The organism is Streptomyces sp. NPDC025833 (assembly GCF_055558055.1).
Genome location: NZ_JBVHNF010000001.1, coordinates 177,381 through 191,947, shown reverse-complemented (window position 1 = coordinate 191,947; position 14,567 = coordinate 177,381). Strand labels below are relative to the sequence as shown.

The 14,567-nt window shown below is 74.3% G+C and carries 17 protein-coding genes, 1 pseudogene and 1 riboswitch; of the genes and pseudogenes, 13 read left to right on the top strand and 5 right to left on the bottom strand.

Annotated elements, in window-relative coordinates; translation table 11 throughout:
- Positions 1-78 precede the first annotated feature (78 nt).
- The 5 genes from ACZ4K2_RS00900 to qcrB all read left to right on the top strand — a co-directional run bounded on the left by ACZ4K2_RS00900 (position 79) and on the right by qcrB (position 4,264).
- The gene (locus ACZ4K2_RS00900; RefSeq protein WP_467472798.1) at positions 79-282 is read left to right on the top strand and encodes an MbtH family protein; all 204 of its coding nucleotides are present in this window, start codon (positions 79-81) and stop codon (positions 280-282) included.
- Positions 283-425: 143 nt separating this feature from the next.
- Positions 426-1,106, top strand: coding sequence for a GNAT family N-acetyltransferase (locus tag ACZ4K2_RS00895; RefSeq protein WP_467472800.1), 681 nt, complete (start codon positions 426-428; stop codon positions 1,104-1,106).
- Positions 1,103-2,377: an MFS transporter gene (locus ACZ4K2_RS00890; protein WP_467472802.1), complete on the top strand. Its 1,275-nt coding sequence runs from the start codon at positions 1,103-1,105 to the stop codon at positions 2,375-2,377. Before ACZ4K2_RS00895 ends, ACZ4K2_RS00890 begins: the two co-directional genes overlap by 4 nt.
- A gap of 124 nt (positions 2,378-2,501) precedes the next feature.
- Entirely contained in the window at positions 2,502-2,774 is a 273-nt protein-coding gene (locus tag ACZ4K2_RS00885) for a hypothetical protein (protein ID WP_467472803.1), read from the top strand.
- Positions 2,771-4,264: a cytochrome bc1 complex cytochrome b subunit gene (gene qcrB, locus ACZ4K2_RS00880; RefSeq protein ID WP_467472805.1), complete on the top strand. Its 1,494-nt coding sequence runs from the start codon at positions 2,771-2,773 to the stop codon at positions 4,262-4,264. Before ACZ4K2_RS00885 ends, qcrB begins: the two co-directional genes overlap by 4 nt.
- Here qcrB and ctaF read toward each other — a convergent pair.
- Entirely contained in the window at positions 4,200-4,583 is a 384-nt protein-coding gene (gene ctaF / locus ACZ4K2_RS00875) for an aa3-type cytochrome oxidase subunit IV (protein ID WP_467472807.1), read from the bottom strand. The genes qcrB and ctaF overlap by 65 nt on opposite strands.
- Entirely contained in the window at positions 4,580-6,262 is a 1,683-nt protein-coding gene (ctaD, locus tag ACZ4K2_RS00870; RefSeq protein ID WP_467472808.1) for an aa3-type cytochrome oxidase subunit I, read from the bottom strand. Before ctaD ends, ctaF begins: the two co-directional genes overlap by 4 nt.
- Before the next feature lie 144 nt (positions 6,263-6,406).
- On the opposite strand from ctaD, the gene ACZ4K2_RS00865 reads away from it, so the two are divergent.
- The 5 genes and pseudogenes from ACZ4K2_RS00865 (at position 6,407) to ACZ4K2_RS00845 (ending at position 9,098) form a co-directional block, all read left to right on the top strand.
- Positions 6,407-6,775, top strand: a complete 369-nt coding sequence (locus ACZ4K2_RS00865) for a DUF6479 family protein (protein WP_467472810.1) — start codon at positions 6,407-6,409, stop codon at positions 6,773-6,775.
- Positions 6,776-6,890: 115 nt separating this feature from the next.
- Positions 6,891-7,076 carry a hypothetical protein gene (locus ACZ4K2_RS00860; RefSeq protein ID WP_467472812.1) on the top strand — a complete coding sequence of 62 codons (186 nt, stop codon included), beginning with the start codon at positions 6,891-6,893 and terminating at the stop codon, positions 7,074-7,076.
- 96 nt (positions 7,077-7,172) lie between these two features.
- A pseudogene (locus tag ACZ4K2_RS00855) lies at positions 7,173-7,421 on the top strand (FAD-binding oxidoreductase); the annotation flags it as partial.
- Positions 7,422-7,577: 156 nt separating this feature from the next.
- Positions 7,578-8,588 carry an SDR family oxidoreductase gene (locus ACZ4K2_RS00850; protein ID WP_467477822.1) on the top strand — a complete coding sequence of 337 codons (1,011 nt, stop codon included), beginning with the start codon at positions 7,578-7,580 and terminating at the stop codon, positions 8,586-8,588.
- Positions 8,589-8,597: 9 nt separating this feature from the next.
- A complete protein-coding gene (locus tag ACZ4K2_RS00845) occupies positions 8,598-9,098 on the top strand; it encodes a metallophosphoesterase family protein (RefSeq protein WP_467477821.1) in 501 nt (166 codons plus the stop codon).
- A gap of 252 nt (positions 9,099-9,350) precedes the next feature.
- On the opposite strand, the gene ACZ4K2_RS00840 is transcribed toward ACZ4K2_RS00845, so the two are convergent.
- Entirely contained in the window at positions 9,351-10,604 is a 1,254-nt protein-coding gene (locus ACZ4K2_RS00840) for a YncE family protein (RefSeq protein WP_467477819.1), read from the bottom strand.
- A gap of 140 nt (positions 10,605-10,744) precedes the next feature.
- On the opposite strand from ACZ4K2_RS00840, the gene ACZ4K2_RS00835 reads away from it, so the two are divergent.
- The 3 genes from ACZ4K2_RS00835 (at position 10,745) to ACZ4K2_RS00825 (ending at position 13,063) form a co-directional block, all read left to right on the top strand.
- Positions 10,745-11,407, top strand: coding sequence for a TetR/AcrR family transcriptional regulator (locus ACZ4K2_RS00835; RefSeq protein ID WP_467477816.1), 663 nt, complete (start codon positions 10,745-10,747; stop codon positions 11,405-11,407).
- 106 nt (positions 11,408-11,513) lie between these two features.
- The gene (locus ACZ4K2_RS00830) at positions 11,514-12,539 is read left to right on the top strand and encodes an alcohol dehydrogenase catalytic domain-containing protein (protein ID WP_467477814.1); all 1,026 of its coding nucleotides are present in this window, start codon (positions 11,514-11,516) and stop codon (positions 12,537-12,539) included.
- Positions 12,540-12,631: 92 nt separating this feature from the next.
- Positions 12,632-13,063, top strand: coding sequence for a hypothetical protein (locus ACZ4K2_RS00825; protein WP_467477812.1), 432 nt, complete (start codon positions 12,632-12,634; stop codon positions 13,061-13,063).
- A 4-nt stretch (positions 13,064-13,067) separates the two neighbouring features.
- Here the strand turns inward: ACZ4K2_RS00825 and ACZ4K2_RS00820 are convergent, their stop codons facing one another.
- Both ACZ4K2_RS00820 and ACZ4K2_RS00815 read right to left on the bottom strand, forming a co-directional pair.
- A complete protein-coding gene (locus tag ACZ4K2_RS00820; protein WP_467477811.1) occupies positions 13,068-13,916 on the bottom strand; it encodes a bifunctional 5,10-methylenetetrahydrofolate dehydrogenase/5,10-methenyltetrahydrofolate cyclohydrolase in 849 nt (282 codons plus the stop codon).
- Between the two features lie 26 nt (positions 13,917-13,942).
- Positions 13,943-14,023, bottom strand: a riboswitch (ZMP/ZTP riboswitch).
- A gap of 156 nt (positions 14,024-14,179) precedes the next feature.
- On the bottom strand, positions 14,180-14,545 hold the full coding sequence (locus ACZ4K2_RS00815; RefSeq protein ID WP_467477808.1) for a nuclear transport factor 2 family protein: 366 nt from the start codon (positions 14,543-14,545) through the stop codon (positions 14,180-14,182).
- Positions 14,546-14,567 lie beyond the last annotated feature (22 nt).

The following is a 14,567-nucleotide window of genomic DNA, read 5'->3' as shown; positions in this document are numbered from 1 at the left end:
CCGACCACCCGACCCGGCCCGCCCGGGCCGCCACGACCGCCCCGCCCCCACCCGAACCGCACCACGGAGGAACCCGACATGGACGAGAACACCCGCTACCAGGTGCTGCGCAACGACGAGGAGCAGTACTCCCTCTGGCCCGCCGACATCGAGGTGCCCGCCGGCTGGCAGCCCGTCGGCAAGGAGGGCACCGAGGCCGAGTGCTCCGCGTACGTCGACGAGGTCTGGACCGACATGCGCCCCCGGAGCCTGCGCGAGCGCATGGAGAACACCGGCGCCTGACCGGACGCTCCCGCACCGCAGCCGGGCCGGCCGCACCCGCGCCGGCCCGGCACGCCCGGCCCCCTTCCCCCCACGCGTCGCCGTCCCGGTGCCCCACCGCCCTCGGCCCCCACCGCACCCGCTTCACTCCCGAGGAGCCCGCCATGACCCCCGCCCTGCGCACCGAACGCCTGCACTTCCTCCCCTACCGGCCCGAACACGAGGACGTCTTCGTCGCCCTGCTGCGCGACGAGGAGGTGTGCCGCTGGATGGGGCAGGACCTCGTGCCCGAACCGCAGATCCGCGAGCTGTTCCACGCCATCCTCGAAGACGTCTACCCCCAGGGCCGCTTCGACGTCTGGGGCCTGTGGCTGGACGGCGACTACGTCGGCCACGCCGAGGTGAAGCCGACCGGCAACGTCGACGGACACGAACTGGTCACCGCGCTGGCCCCCGGGTACTGGGGACGCGGGCTGGGCGGCGAGGTCGTCCGCGGTCTGCTCCGGCACGCCGCCGACAACCTCGGGCTCAGCGAGGCGTACGGCATGGTGGGCGCCGCGAACACCGCCAGCCTGTCCATGTGCCGGCGCCTGGGCTTCCGCCACGTCCGGGACGTCGTCGACGACGACGGCACCGTCACCAGGCTGCTGGTCATCCCCACCCGCGAGGCGCCCGCGCCCGCGGCCCCGGCGGACACCCCCGGCGGGGCCGGGACCCCGGACGCGGCCGGACCGCGGGACCCGGACCCGGCCTCGCCCGCGACCCCGCTCGCGGTCCCGGCCGCCGGGGTGCCGGCCGGTCAGGCCGCGGCCGGCGCGGCGGCGGCCGACGAGGACCGGGTGTGAGCGGGCCGCCGCTCACCGAGGAGGCCGCCGGCGAGGCCGGCACCGGCCCGCCGCCCGGCCTGTGGCGCAACCGCGACTTCAACCTGCTGTGGACCGGCCAGTGCCTGTCCGACCTGGGCGGCGCCATGGTGGAACTGGCGCTGCCCCTGCTGGTGCTTCAGCAGACCGGGTCGCCGGCGCGGGCCGGGCTCGTCGGCACCGCCGGGCTGGTCACCACCCTGGTGTGCCGGCTGCCGGCCGGGGTCCTCGCCGACCGGTTCGACCGGCGCCGGCTGATGATCGTCTGCGACGTCCTGCGGCTCGTCCTGTACGCCCTGCTCGGCTGGGCGGTGGTGACCGGCACCGCCGGCCTGCCGGTGATCCTCGCGGTGGTGGTCGCCGGCGCCGCCGCCACGGCCGTCTTCAGCACCGCCGAGCACGCCTCGGTGCGCAACCTGGTCCGGCCCGACCAGCTCGTCCCCGCCGTCGCCCGCAACGAGGCCCGCGCGTACGGCGTGTCGCTGGCCGGACCGCCGCTGGGCGGCCTGCTGTTCGGGCTCGGCCGGGCCCTGCCCTTCCTCGGCAACGCGCTGAGCTACCTGCTCTCCCTCGTGGCCGTCTGCCGGATCCGGCGGCCGCTCCAGGAGCCCCGGCGGCCCGCGGAGGGGGCCACCGGGGCGCCGGCCGGCCCGTCCGCCCCACCGTCCGCCGCCGAGGGGCTGCGCTTCCTGCTGGGGCACCCGTTCCTGCGGGCCCTGCTGGTGATCGCCGCCCCGCTGAACATGGCCTTCACCGGCATGATCTTCGCCATGACCCTCGCGCTGCGGCGGGCCGGTGTGCCACCGGCCCTGGTGGGCGTCGCCGGCACGATCTTCGCGCTCGGCGGCCTGCTCGGCGCGTTCGCCGCCCCGGCCCTCCAGCGCCGGCTGCGGCTGCCGGTCCTGATCACGCTGCTGTGCTGGGCCACCGTCGCGCTGATGACGGTCAGCGCGCTGCTGTCCCGGTCGGTCCTGGCCGCCGTACCCCTGGCCGCCGCCGTGTTCCTCGGGCCCACCGCCAACGCGGCCCTCTTCGGCCACCAGGCCGCCGTCACCCCGGACCACCTCCAGGGCCGCGTGGTCGGCGGGGTGCTGCTCGCCGCCGGTTCGGCCGCCGCCCTGGCGCCCGCGCTGGCCGGCGCCCTGCTGGCCCGCTGGAGCCCGGGACCGGCCCTGCTGGTCTTCCCCCTGCTGGTCACCGTCGCCGCGCTGACCGCCACCCTCGGCAAGGGTCTGCGGACGGCGCCCGGCTGACCGGCGGCGGCCGGACACGGCGGACCCCGCACCCGGTGGCCGGACCGCCGGCCGGGTGCGGGGCGCAGCCGTTCGGGCAGGCTGGGGAGGCGCGCGGCGGCACCCTTGCCTAGGGTCGGTTGATGTGGCACACACCTTCGACGAACTCGTGCAGAAGCAGCGTGCGGCCCAGGCGGCCCACGCCACGGTCCAGGACCTCCGGGAGACCTACGGCCCGCCGGCCGAGCAGCGGATGACGGGCGCCCAGTCGGGCACCTACGAGACCGCCCTGCGCGCCTGGCGGGACCTGGCCCGCGAGGCGCAGAGCGCGGTCAGCGAGTACGCCAAGGACACCGGCCGGGCACGGGGCGAGGTGGAGGCCGAGGTGGAGCGGGCCGCCGCGGCGGAGGGCCCGTGAGCCGAACCGGCCGGAGCGCCGAGCGGGCCGTGGCCGCCGTCGACGCGCGGCTGCCCGTCCTGGAGGGCGGCTCGCTGCTGCGCAAGGCGTTCCCGGAGCACTGGTCGTTCTTCCTCGGCGAGATCGCCCTGTACAGCCTGCTCGTGCTGGTCCTGACCGGGGTGTGGCTGACGTTCTTCTTCCAGCCGGAGATGCGCGAGGTCGTCTACGCGGGCTCGTACGCACCGCTGCGCGGCGTACGCGTGTCGGCCGCGTTCGACTCCACCCTGCGCATCAGCTTCGACGTGCGCGGCGGCCTGCTGATGCGCCAGCTCCACCACTGGGCCGCGCTCGTCTTCGTGGCCGCGATCGGCCTGCACATGCTGCGCGTCTTCCTCACCGGCGCGTTCCGCCGGCCCCGCGAGCTGAACTGGACGGTCGGGCTGACCCTGTTCATGCTCGCGCTCGCCGAGGGCTTCGCCGGCTACTCGCTCCCCGACGACCTGCTCTCCGGCACGGGCCTGCGGATCGCGCAGGGCATCGTGACGTCGATCCCGGTGGCGGGCACGTACCTGGCCTTCTTCGCGTTCGGCGGCCCCTTCCCCGGACACGTGCTCGTCACCCGCCTGTACCCGCTGCACATCCTGCTGCTCCCGGGCCTGCTCATCGCCCTGGTGGCGGTGCACCTGATCCTGGTCTTCCACCTCAAGCACACCCAGTGGCGGGGGCCCGGCCGCACCAACCGCAACGTCCGGGGCAAGCCCCTCTTCCCGCAGTTCACCGCGACCTCCACGGGACTGTCCCTGATCGTCTTCGGCGTGCTGGCGCTGCTGGCCGGCCTCGTCCAGATCAATCCCGTCTGGACCTACGGCCCGTACCGGCCGGACCAGGCGTCCACCGGCTCCCAGCCCGACTGGTACGTCGGGTTCCTGGAGGGCGCGCTGCGGCTCGTACCGCCGTGGGAGACGAACGTGGCCGGGCACACGCTCATGTGGAACGTGCTGCTGCCGGCGGTCGTCCTGCCCGCCCTGCTGTTCGCCGTGCTCTACGCCTACCCGTTCGTGGAGCAGCGGCTGACGGGGGAGTGGCACCGCGAGCAGCACCTGTGCGACCGGCCCCGCGAGCGTCCCGTGCGCACCGGCCTCGGCGTCGGGGGCGCCGTCTTCTACGGTGTGCTGCTGCTGGCCGGCGGCAACGACATCATCGCCCTGACCTTCCGCGTCTCCGTCGACGCCCTGACCTGGATCCTGCGCACCGCCCTCGTGGTCGCGCCCGTCGTCGCGTTCCTGGTCACCCGGTGGCTGTGCCGCGCCCTGACGGCGGCCGAGCGCGAACGGCTCGCCGAGGGCGTGCCCACCGGCGACATCCGGCAGACCCTCGCCGGCGGGTACGAGAGCGACCACGAGCCGGTGCGGGACTTCCGGCCGGGCGCTCCCCGCAGGCCGCTCAGCGGCGCGCGTACTGGAACACCAGCCCGCACACCCCGCGAGCCAGGACGGCGAAGCCGATGAGGAACAGCCACAGCCCGTAGACGACCCCGGTGGCCGTCACCGCGAAGCCGAGCGCGGTGACGATCGGCCAGGGGCTCTCGTCCGGGAAGAACGCCACCGGCCCCGCTCCGTCCGCGACTTCCGCGTCGGTGCGGTCCTGGGCGCGCGAGCCCCGGCGCCGGTACTGGACCAGGCAGAAGAAGGAGACCAGCGCCGCCATCCCGGACGCGACGACCAGCGCGGTCGTGCCCGTCTCCTCCCGCGACCACACGCCGTACAGGGCGGCGGTCCCGGCGAAGAACAGCGCCACCCCGCCGAACAGCATCGCCTCCGCCTTCACCGCACCAGGTCCTCTCCGGCCGGGCTCTCGATCTCGGGGTGGTGCAGGTCGAAGGCGGGGGACTCGGACCGGATGCGGGGCAGCGCGACGAAGTTGTGCCGGGGCGGCGGGCAGGACGTCGCCCACTCCAGTCCGCGTCCCCATCCCCAGGGGTCGTCCAGCGTGACCTTCTCGCCCTTGGCCGCGGTGAGCCAGACGTTGTAGAGGAACGGCAGCGTGGACAGGGCGAGGAGGAACGCGCCCGCCGTCGACAGCGTGTTGAGCAGCGTGAAGCCGTCCCCGGGCAGGTAGTCCGCGTACCGCCGGGGCATGCCCTGCTCCCCGAGCCAGTGCTGCACCAGGAAGGTCAGCTGGAACCCCGGGAACAGCAGCCAGAAGTGCACCTTGCCGAGCCGCTCGTCCAGCATCTTCCCGGTGAACTTCGGCCACCAGAAGTAGAAGCCGGCGAACATCGCGAACACCACCGTGCCGAACAGGACGTAGTGCAGGTGCGCGACGATGAAGTACGAGTCGGTGAGGTGGAAGTCGAGCGGCGGGGAGGCGATCAGCACCCCGCTGAGCCCGCCGAGCAGGAACGACACCAGGAATCCCAGCGACCACAGCATCGGCGTCTCGAACGACAGCGACCCGTTGACCATCGTGCCGATCCAGGCGAAGAACTTGATGCCCGTGGGCACCGCGATCAGGAACGACATGATCGAGAAGAAGGGCAGCAGCACCGCCCCGGTGGCGAACATGTGGTGGGCCCACACCACCGCCGACAGCATGGTGATCGACGTGGTCGCCCCGATCATCGGCAGGTAGCCGAACAGGGGCTTGCGGGAGAAGACCGGGAAGATCTCCGAGACGATCCCGAAGAACGGCAGCGCCACGATGTACACCTCGGGGTGCCCGAAGAACCAGAACAGGTGCTGCCACAGCAGCGCGCCCCCGTTCGCCGCGTCGAAGACGTGCGCCCCGAACTTCCGGTCGGCCTCCAGCGCCAGCAGGGCGGCCGTGAAGACCGGGAACGCGGGCAGGATCAGGATCGAGGTGAACAGCACGTTCCAGGTGAACATGGGCATCCGGAACATCGTCATGCCGGGCGCGCGCAGGGACGTGATCGTGGCGATGAAGTTCACCGCGGTCAGCGTCGTCGACACGCCCGACACCACCAGCCCCATCGCCCACAGGTCGCCGCCCGCGCCGGGGGAGTGATAGGAGCTGTTGAGCGGGGCGTAGGCGAACCAGCCGAAGGACGCGGCCCCGCCGGGCACCAGGAAGCCGGACACCACGATCAGCCCGCCGAACAGGTACATCCAGTAGGACAGCGCGTTCAGCCGGGGGAACGCCAGGTCGGGCGCGCCGATCTGCAGCGGCATGACGGCGTTGGCGAAGCCGGCGAACATCGGCGTCGCGAACAGCAGCATCATGATCGTGCCGTGGACGGTGACGAACTCGTTGTAGCTCTGCCTGCTCAGCACCTGGAGACCGGGCTCGGCCAGTTCGGTGCGCATGCCGAGCGCCAGCAGCCCGGCCAGCATGAAGAAGGAGAAGGCCGTGACCATGTAGAACCGGCCGATCACCTTGTGGTCGGTCGTGGAGACCCAGCGCAGCAGGGACCGCCCGGGGCGGGGGGCGGGCGCCGAATACCGGGCGGTGATCTCCGTGATCTCTGACATCTGGGGTGATTCGGTCATCGCGGCCGACGCTACTCCCGGCGACCGGAGGCGGGCCCACGCCACGCCCTGGGCACCCGCCGGGGCAGGTGCGGGCGGATGCGCCGATCGGCTGACGGTCAGGTCACCGGGCATCCCCGGGAATCGCCCGGGTACCCGAAGGACATGGACAGTGTCACGTATCAAGCAGCCGGCGGAGTGCAGGTCTTCGGGTACATCGCCATCCTGGTCGCCGGCCTGGCCTGTGTCGCCGGGCTGATCTGGGCCTTCCGGATGGGCTTCAAGGTGCGCCGCGGCGAGCCGGCCCCGCCGAGGCCGGAGGAGCAGCCGCGGATGCCCGCGTCCGGGCCGGTCCGCGAGACCCTGGAGGTGCGCGAGCCCGACGAGGTGCCCCGGGCCGACGGCGACGGCGAGCGGCTCACCCCGCACCAGGTCGGCAACGCGGGCAGCAAGCGCGCCGAGGACCAGCGCCGCGCGCGGTGGTCGTCCGGTTCCAGCGGCTCGTTCGGCGGCGGTGGCGGCGGCCGTACCTGAGGCGCGGCCCGGCCGCCCGGGTTTGCCCCCGCCGGGGCCCGGGGACCCGGGGTGTCCAGACCCCAGACCCCAGACCCCAGACCCCAGACCCCAGACCCCAGGGCGCAGAAGGAAGATGAGCGACGTGACCGCGCACACCAGTGACAAGACCGCACTGCCCTACGCCGAGACCGGCTGGGCGAAGGCCCGGCGCCGGCGGGGGCGGGGCGTGCGCACCTGCCTCCCGGCCGTCCTGGACCGGCCGTCCGGTGAGGGCCGGTGCGCCGCGGCCGAGGAGCACATAGTGCGCGGCGAGGACTGACGGACCGACGGGCGGCGGGCCGTCCCGGCGCGGTGTCCGACGAGGCGTGGGGGGGGGGGGGGGGGGGGGGGGGGGGGGCCCCCCCCCCCCCCCCCCCCACGCCTCGTCCTGGGCGAGCTGAACGACCGGCTCGCCCGCCACGGCCTCCAGTTCGGCCCGAAACCCTCCACGCACAGCCACTGCGCGCTCGGCGGCATGATCGGCAACAACTCCTGCGGCGCCTCCGCCCAGGCGTACGACAAGACCGTCCACAATGTCCGGGCCCTGGAGATCCTCACCTACGACGGGCAGCGCGCCTGGGTCGGCCCCACCCCGCCCGACGAGCGCGCCCGGACCGTCGCCGCTGCGGTGGGCGAGGACATGACCGCGGGCGACCGGCCGGCCACCACCGGCCCCGGGGCACCGGGCCCCTGAGCGGCGTCCGCGCCGCAGCGCGGCCCCCCGCCGCCCGGACCGGGAAGAACGGACCCAGAAGAACCGCGTCACCCCGAGGAGAGGACCATGCAGCCCACCGTCGTCATCACCGGTGCCAGCGCCGGCATCGGCCGTGCCACCGCCCGGCTGTACGCCCGGCGCGGAGCCGACGTCGTCCTGGTCGCGCGCGGCGAGGGCGGCCTCGGGGAGGCGGCCGACGAGGTCGCGGCGCTCGGCGGACGGCCCCTGGTACAGGTCGCCGACGTCGCCGACCCCGCGCGGCTGGAGGCCGTCGCCGACGCCGCCGAGAAGGCGTTCGGCCCGATCGACGTCTGGATCAACTGCGCGTTCTCCACCGTGTTCGCGCCCTTCGAGGAGATCACCGCCGAGGAGTTCGAACGGATCACCAAGGTGACCTACCTGGGCTTCGTCAACGGCACCCGCACGGCCCTCAGGCGCATGCTGCCCCGCGACCGCGGCACGATCGTGCAGGTCGGCTCGGCACTCGGCGAGCGGTCGATCCCCCTCCAGTCGGGGTACTGCGGGGCCAAGCACGCGATCAACGGCTTCACCTCCTCGCTGCGCACCGAGCTGCTGCACCGCCGCAGCGGCGTGCACGTCACGGTCGCGCAGATGCCCGGGGTCAACACGCCCCAGTTCCAGTGGGTCCGCTCACGGCTGCCGAAGCACCCCATGCCGGTCCCGCCGATCTACCAGCCCGAGGTCGCCGCCCGGGGCGTGCTGTACGCGGCCGACCACCCGCGCCGCAAGCAGTACTACATCGGCGCCGGCACCGTGGCCACCCTGTGGGCCAACCGCTTCGCCCCGGCGCTGCTCGACCGGTACCTGGCCCGGACCGGCTTCGACTCCCAGCAGACCGACGGCGTCCCGCCGGCCGGCCTGGACAACCTCTTCGAACCGGTGGACCGCACGTCCGACGGCGACCAGGGCGCGCACGGCGCCTTCGACGACATCGCCCACGCCCGCTCCTGGCAGGAGGCCGTGGTCCGGCACCCCGTCGCCGCCGCCCTCGGCACGGGCGCCCTGACCCTCGGTCTGGTCCGCGGCCTCGGCCGGCTGACGTCCCGCGGCGCCTAGGCCGGCCGGATGCGCCTCCTGCTCATGTCCGACACGCACCTGCCCCGGCGCGCCAAGCGGCTGCCGGAGCAACTGCTCGACGAGGTCCCCGCGGCGGACGTCGTGTTCCACGCCGGGGACTGGGTCGACACCGCCACCCTCGACCTGCTGGAGAGCCGCAGCCGCCGGCTGATCGGGGTGTACGGCAACAACGACGGCCCGGAACTGCGGGCGAGGCTCCCCGAGGTGGCCCGCGCCGACCTGGGCGGCCTGCGCTTCGGCGTCGTCCACGAGACCGGTCCGGCGCGGGGCCGGGAGGCCCGCTGCGCGGCCCGCTTCCCCGACCTCGACGTGCTGGTCTTCGGGCACAGCCACATCCCCTGGGACACCACGGCCCCCGGCGGCCCGCGCCTGCTCAACCCCGGCTCCCCGACCGACCGGCGCCGCCAGCCGTACTGCACCTACCTCACGGCGACGGTCGCCGACGGAACGCTCACCGACGTCACCCTGCACCGCCTGCCCCGGCGGTAGCCGGCCGCGACGTCACCCCCGGCCGGCCGGCGGGACCGCCGGTGCCCGGGGCGTGCGGTGCGGCCCGGACGCCGCTTCGCCGGGCGGGGCGCGGGCCGCCCGGGCCGGAGGCGCGGGCGGTGCCGTACCTCCGCGGCCGGCAGCGCCGGTGCGGCGCCGCGACCAGGGGCCGGCGGCCGGGCTGACCGGGCGGGGGCGGCCCGCGGGGTGAGTGGGGCACCTCGTGGGCCGCGCCCGCCGTCCGGCCGCCGCTCAGCCGGCGTCCGGGCCCGTCCAGCCGGCCCGCACGTGTCCCAGCCGGACGCGCTGCGGATGGTCGCCGACCGGGACCGACGCCACCTTCCGTCCCGTGGCGAAGTCGATCGCCGTCACCCGGTCGGCGCCGCTCTCGGAGACGACGCAGTCCCTGCCGTCACCGCTGACCGTCGCCCAGTACGGCTTGGACGCCGTGACCAACGGACCCTCCTGGAGCGTGGCGCGGTCGACCACGGTCGCGTAGTCGTCCATGGTGCCCGCGACGCACAGTCTGGTGCCCTCGGGGTTCATCGAGATGCCGTGGTGCCGGGAGTCGTTGACCCAGGTGGTGCGGTCCTCGCTGGTCGCCGGGTTCTTCGGCAGGGTCTTCAGCCGGGTGATCCGGTCGGTGGCGACGTCGTACTCCAGGAAGCCGTTGAAGAACGACACCTGGAAGTACAGCTTCGACTCGTCGGGGGAGAACACGGCCGGGCGGACCGCGTCGGAGAAGTCCCGCAGCCCGAACGCGTCCAGCCGCTGCCGCATGTCGACGACCTTGACCTGCTGGTACGTCGTCGCGTCCACGACCGTGATGTGCCGGTCGCCCTTGGTCCAGTCCCAGCCCGGGTCGTCCAGCGCGGTGTTGACGTCACCGATGGACATGTTCCAGATGTACCTGCCGTCCTTGCTGAAGACGTTCTCGTGCGGCTTGTCGCCGGTCTTGAACGACCCGAGCTGCCTGCCGGTGACGATGTCCAGCACGTGCACGGTGTTCGCGGTCGAGGCGGAGACCGCCACCCGGGTGCCGTCCGGGGAGACGGCCATGTGGTCGGCGCGGTAACCGGCCACGGGGAAGCGCCAGTTGACCTTTCCGCTGGCCAGGTCGATGGAGACGACGTCGGCGAAGCTCGGCCGGGACACCACCACCGACCCGCCGTCCGGGGTCGAGTACATGTCGTCGGCGAACTGGTCGTGGCCCTCGCCGACGCTGCCCCGGATCGCCTGGAAGTAGATCCACTTGATCGGATCCGCGTTGATCTCGGCCATCCGCGCGTCCTTGTCCGGGACGACGCCGATCCGGCCCACCTTGGCGAAGTCGCCGGTCGATCCGATGACGTCGGCGGTGCCGTCCCAGTTGTTGCCGACGAACAGCACCTCGCGCAGGCCGCCGGGTGCGGCGGGCTCGGCGGAGGCGGTGGCCGCGGGGACGGCGGCGGCCAGCGTGAGCGCGGCGGTGAGGAAGCACAGGTGCCTGGTTCTGGAGGCGGCCATGACGGCTCTCTTTCCTCGGGGGAATCTGAACACGGGCGCTTTCAGAGTGGACTTACTGCAAAGTAAGGAAGGGTCGGCCTTCTCGACAAGACGTGTGCACGACAAGAATGGGTGGACGGTGCGGCGACGGAGGGAGACGCGTGGAGGGCAGGCTCAGGGCGCCGACGGGCCGCTACGGCGGCCGGTCCGCCGCGGAACGGCAGGCCGAGCGGCGCCGCCGCTTCCTCGGCGCGGCGCTGCGGCTGTTCGGGGACCGCCCCGGCTACCGCGGCACCACGGTCGCCGCCCTCAGCCAGGCGGCCGGCCTGTCGACCCGCCAGTTCTACGAGGAGTTCCGCACCCTGGAGGACGTGCTCGCCGCGCTCCACCTGCAGGTCAACGACTGGGCCGAGCAGGCCGTCGTGGCCGCGCTCGCCGACGCGGACGGCCTGCCGCTGGCCGACCGCGCCACCGTCCTCTTCCGGGCCTACGCCCACGGCGTCACCTGCGACCCGCGCCGCATCCGCGTCACGTTCGTGGAGATCGTCGGCGTCAGCCCCCGCATGGAGGAGCAGCGCCTCGCCCGCCGGGCCCGCTGGGTCGACCTCATCCGGGCCGAGGCGGACGCGGCCGTGGCCCGCGGGGAGGCGGCGCCGCGCGACTACCGCCTCGCGGCCACGGCCTTCATCGGCGGCGTCAACGGACTGCTGCACGACTGGACCGCGGGATGGGTGGACGCGACGCTGGACGAGACGGTGGACGAGCTGGTCCGGCTGCTGCTGGGCATGCTCCGCCCGGAGGGCTGGCGGTCCGCCGCTCCCTGACGGCCGCCCCGGGGCGGCCCGGGCCCGGCCGGTCCGGCGCGCGGGATCGGGCCCGAGCTGGTCTGCTGGTGGCGAGGACCGTCGTACCCGTCCACCGGAGAGACAGATGAGCACGTACCGAGTTGCGCAGGTGACGACCGCGGGCGGTGCCCTCGAACTGGCCGAGCGGGAGGTGCCCCGGCCGGGGCCCCGGCAGGTGCGGATCGCCGTCGAGGCGTGCGGCATCTGCCACAGCGACACCCTCTTCGTGGACGGCGCGCTCCCGGGCGTCGACTTCCCCGTCGTCGCCGGGCACGAGATCGCGGGCCGCGTCGAGGAGCTGGGCGAGGGCGCGCAGGAGTGGGGGTACCGCACCGGCGACCGGGTGGCGGTCGGCTGGTTCGGCGGGAGCTGCGGCCACTGCACGCCCTGCCGCTGGGGCGACTTCGTCGTCTGCACCAGCCTCCAGGTACCCGGCTGGACCTACGACGGGGGCTTCGCCGACCGGGTGATCGTGCCCGTCGACGCCCTGGCACGGATCCCGGACGCGCTGGGCGCGACCGACGCGGGCCCCCTGGCCTGCGCGGGCGTGACCACGTTCAACGGGCTGCGGCGCAGCTCGGGGAAGCCGGGCGACCTGGTCGCGGTGCTGGGCATCGGCGGTCTCGGCCACCTCGGCGTGCAGTACGCGGTGGCGATGGGCTTCGAGACCGTGGCGATCGCCCGGGGTGCCGAGAAGGCCGGGTTCGCCCAGCAGCTCGGCGCGCACCACTACGTCGACAGCACCTCCGGCACCCCGGTGGCCGAGGCCCTGCGGTCCCTCGGCGGCGCCGCCGTCGTACTGGCCACCGCCGGCAGCTCCGAGGCCATCACCGCCACCGTCGAGGGCCTCGCGCCCCGGGGCGAGCTGGTGGTCATCGGAGCCGACACCACACCGCTCGGGATCAACCCGAACCAGCTTCTGATGAGCGGACGCGTCGTGCGCGGCCATCCCTCCGGCACCGCGCGGGACGTGGAGGAGACCATGGCCTTCAGCGCGCTGCACGGCATCCGCCCGATGACCGAGACCGTGCCGCTGGCCGACGCCGACGCGGCGTACCGGAAGATGCTGTCCGGCGGCGCCCGCTTCCGGATGGTCCTCACGACGGCCTGAGCCCGCCGCACACGGCGGGACCGGCCGGCCGCGCATCACCCGGGTCCGGGCCGGTCCGGGTGGTACGCGGGAGCCCGGTCGCGGACGGCGGTGTGATCACTCGGCGGACCTGTCCGCCGAGCTGGAGCGACGCGCCGCCCGCGGCGCCGCCGCGCGACGTGGCCCGGCTGCGCGCCCATCCGCGCGAGGCCGCCGACCGGGACACCGGGAGGGACACGGGCGAACTCCCGGACGCCGTCGGCATCCTGCTCGACGCCTGGCCCCCCGGAACCGGTGAGACCGCGGCCCTCGCCCGGCTCCTGGCCGACACCCCGGGACTGCGCCCCGCCGACCGGGTGGCGGACCGGCTCGGGCGCACCGGCCGGGCGTACGCGCCCGGCGACCCCCTCGGCACCCGGCGCCTGCCGATCACGGACCCGGCCACGGGAGCCGTGCCGGGCCTGGAGACGACCGCCACCAGGCCCGGCCCCCGGTACGGCCCGCGGGCCGGGGACGTGATGCGGTACGAGGCCTCGATGCGCTGAGCCGCTACACCCCGAGCTGCCGGGCGGCGGCCCGGACGGTCTGCTCCAGCAGCGTGGCGATCGTCATCGGGCCGACCCCGCCCGGCACCGGCGTGATCAGGGAGGCCCGCTCCACGGCGGAGTCGAAGTCGACGTCGCCGACGTTCCCCGGGTTGTAGCCCGCGTCGATCACGACCGCGCCCGGCTTGAGGTCCCGCCCGCGGATCAGCCGGGGGCGGCCGACCGCCGCGACCACGATGTCGGCCTCGCGGACGGCCGCCGACAGGTCCCGGGTGCGCGAGTGGCAGTACGTCACGGTCGCGTCCCGGGCCAGCAGCAGCATCCCCGCCGGCTTGCCGAGGATCGCGCTGCGGCCCACCACCACGGCCCGCTTCCCGGCCGGGTCGACGCCGTACTCGTCCAGCAGCCGCATGATCCCGCCCGGCGTGCACGAGACGAAGCCCGGCAGACCGAAGCTCATCGAGGCGAACGAGGCGAAGGTGACACCGTCCACGTCCTTCTCCGGCGCGATCGCCTCGAACGCGGCCCGCTCGTCGACGTGGTCGCCCACCGGGTGCTGCAACAGGATGCCGTGCACGCCCGGATCGGCAGACAACTCCCGCAGCGTGCCGACGAGTTCGCCGGTCGTCGTGCCGGCGGGCAGCGCGACGTGCCGGGATTCGACGCCGGCCGCGCGGCAGCGGTTCCGCTTCATCCGCACGTACGTCACGGACGCCGGGTCCTCGCCGACCAGGACGGTCGCCAGGCACGGGGCCGTGCCGGTCCGTGCGGTGAGGTCGGCGGCCCGCCGGGCGGCGTCCTCGACGATGCGGCGGGCGGGCGCGGTGCCGTCCATCGAACGGGCCTGGGTCATGCTGCACACTCCTGAACGGGATCGGATCTCCTCGCCCAGGCGCGCGGCAGCCGGCACGGGCCGCTCCCCGGTGGTACTCCACCTCAGCGCCAGTCACGGCCCGGGCACAGCGTAGCCGAGGGACCGTACGGCCCGCGGACGCCCCGGCACCGGCGCCGGTCGCCGCCGGCTGTGCCCGCACGAGCGCGGCCCGTGCCGGGAAGGCCCAGGTCAGCCGGGCCACGGCGACCTGGACCCGTGCCGATCTCCTTCCGCGGCCGGGGCTACTCGTCCCAGGCCTGGACGACGATCTGGTCGGTGATCTTGCCGTCCCGCAGGGTGACCATCGACTCGGCCAGCACCCGGGTGCCGTCCTCGTACTCGCAGGACTCGCTGTAGGCCGCGTGGTCGCCCTGCACCACGCACCGGTCCAGCTTGTGTGTCATGTCCCGGCTGTAGAGATCGTCGAGCAACTCGGCGATCTGTCCCCGGCCGTGCAGGACCGTGGGGTGGCTGGGCGAGTTGTCGCGGTCGACGATGCGGATCTCCGCGTCGTCCGCGTAGAGCGACAGAAGGGTGTTGCCGGTGTTCCCCTCGATGCCCCGGCGCAGTGTCTCGGCGTCGAAAACGGATCCCGTCGCGGTACCCATGGTGACCTCCTCCAGGCGCCCG

Bases quoted from the DNA above. Each gene is read 5' to 3' on its own strand.
- ACZ4K2_RS00850 (WP_467477822.1), top strand. From the start codon at position 7,578: ATGCAGCCCACCGTCGTCATCACCGGTGCCAGCGCCGGCATCGGCCGT.
- ACZ4K2_RS00815 (WP_467477808.1), bottom strand. From the start codon at position 14,545: ATGGGTACCGCGACGGGATCCGTTTTCGACGCCGAGACACTGCGCCGG.
- ctaD (WP_467472808.1), bottom strand. From the start codon at position 6,262: ATGACCGAATCACCCCAGATGTCAGAGATCACGGAGATCACCGCCCGG.
- ACZ4K2_RS00895 (WP_467472800.1), top strand. From the start codon at position 426: ATGACCCCCGCCCTGCGCACCGAACGCCTGCACTTCCTCCCCTACCGG.
- ACZ4K2_RS00820 (WP_467477811.1), bottom strand. From the start codon at position 13,916: ATGACCCAGGCCCGTTCGATGGACGGCACCGCGCCCGCCCGCCGCATC.
- ACZ4K2_RS00865 (WP_467472810.1), top strand. From the start codon at position 6,407: ATGGACAGTGTCACGTATCAAGCAGCCGGCGGAGTGCAGGTCTTCGGG.
- ACZ4K2_RS00900 (WP_467472798.1), top strand. From the start codon at position 79: ATGGACGAGAACACCCGCTACCAGGTGCTGCGCAACGACGAGGAGCAG.
- ACZ4K2_RS00830 (WP_467477814.1), top strand. From the start codon at position 11,514: ATGAGCACGTACCGAGTTGCGCAGGTGACGACCGCGGGCGGTGCCCTC.
- ACZ4K2_RS00860 (WP_467472812.1), top strand. From the start codon at position 6,891: ATGAGCGACGTGACCGCGCACACCAGTGACAAGACCGCACTGCCCTAC.
- ACZ4K2_RS00845 (WP_467477821.1), top strand. From the start codon at position 8,598: ATGCGCCTCCTGCTCATGTCCGACACGCACCTGCCCCGGCGCGCCAAG.
- ACZ4K2_RS00840 (WP_467477819.1), bottom strand. From the start codon at position 10,604: ATGGCCGCCTCCAGAACCAGGCACCTGTGCTTCCTCACCGCCGCGCTC.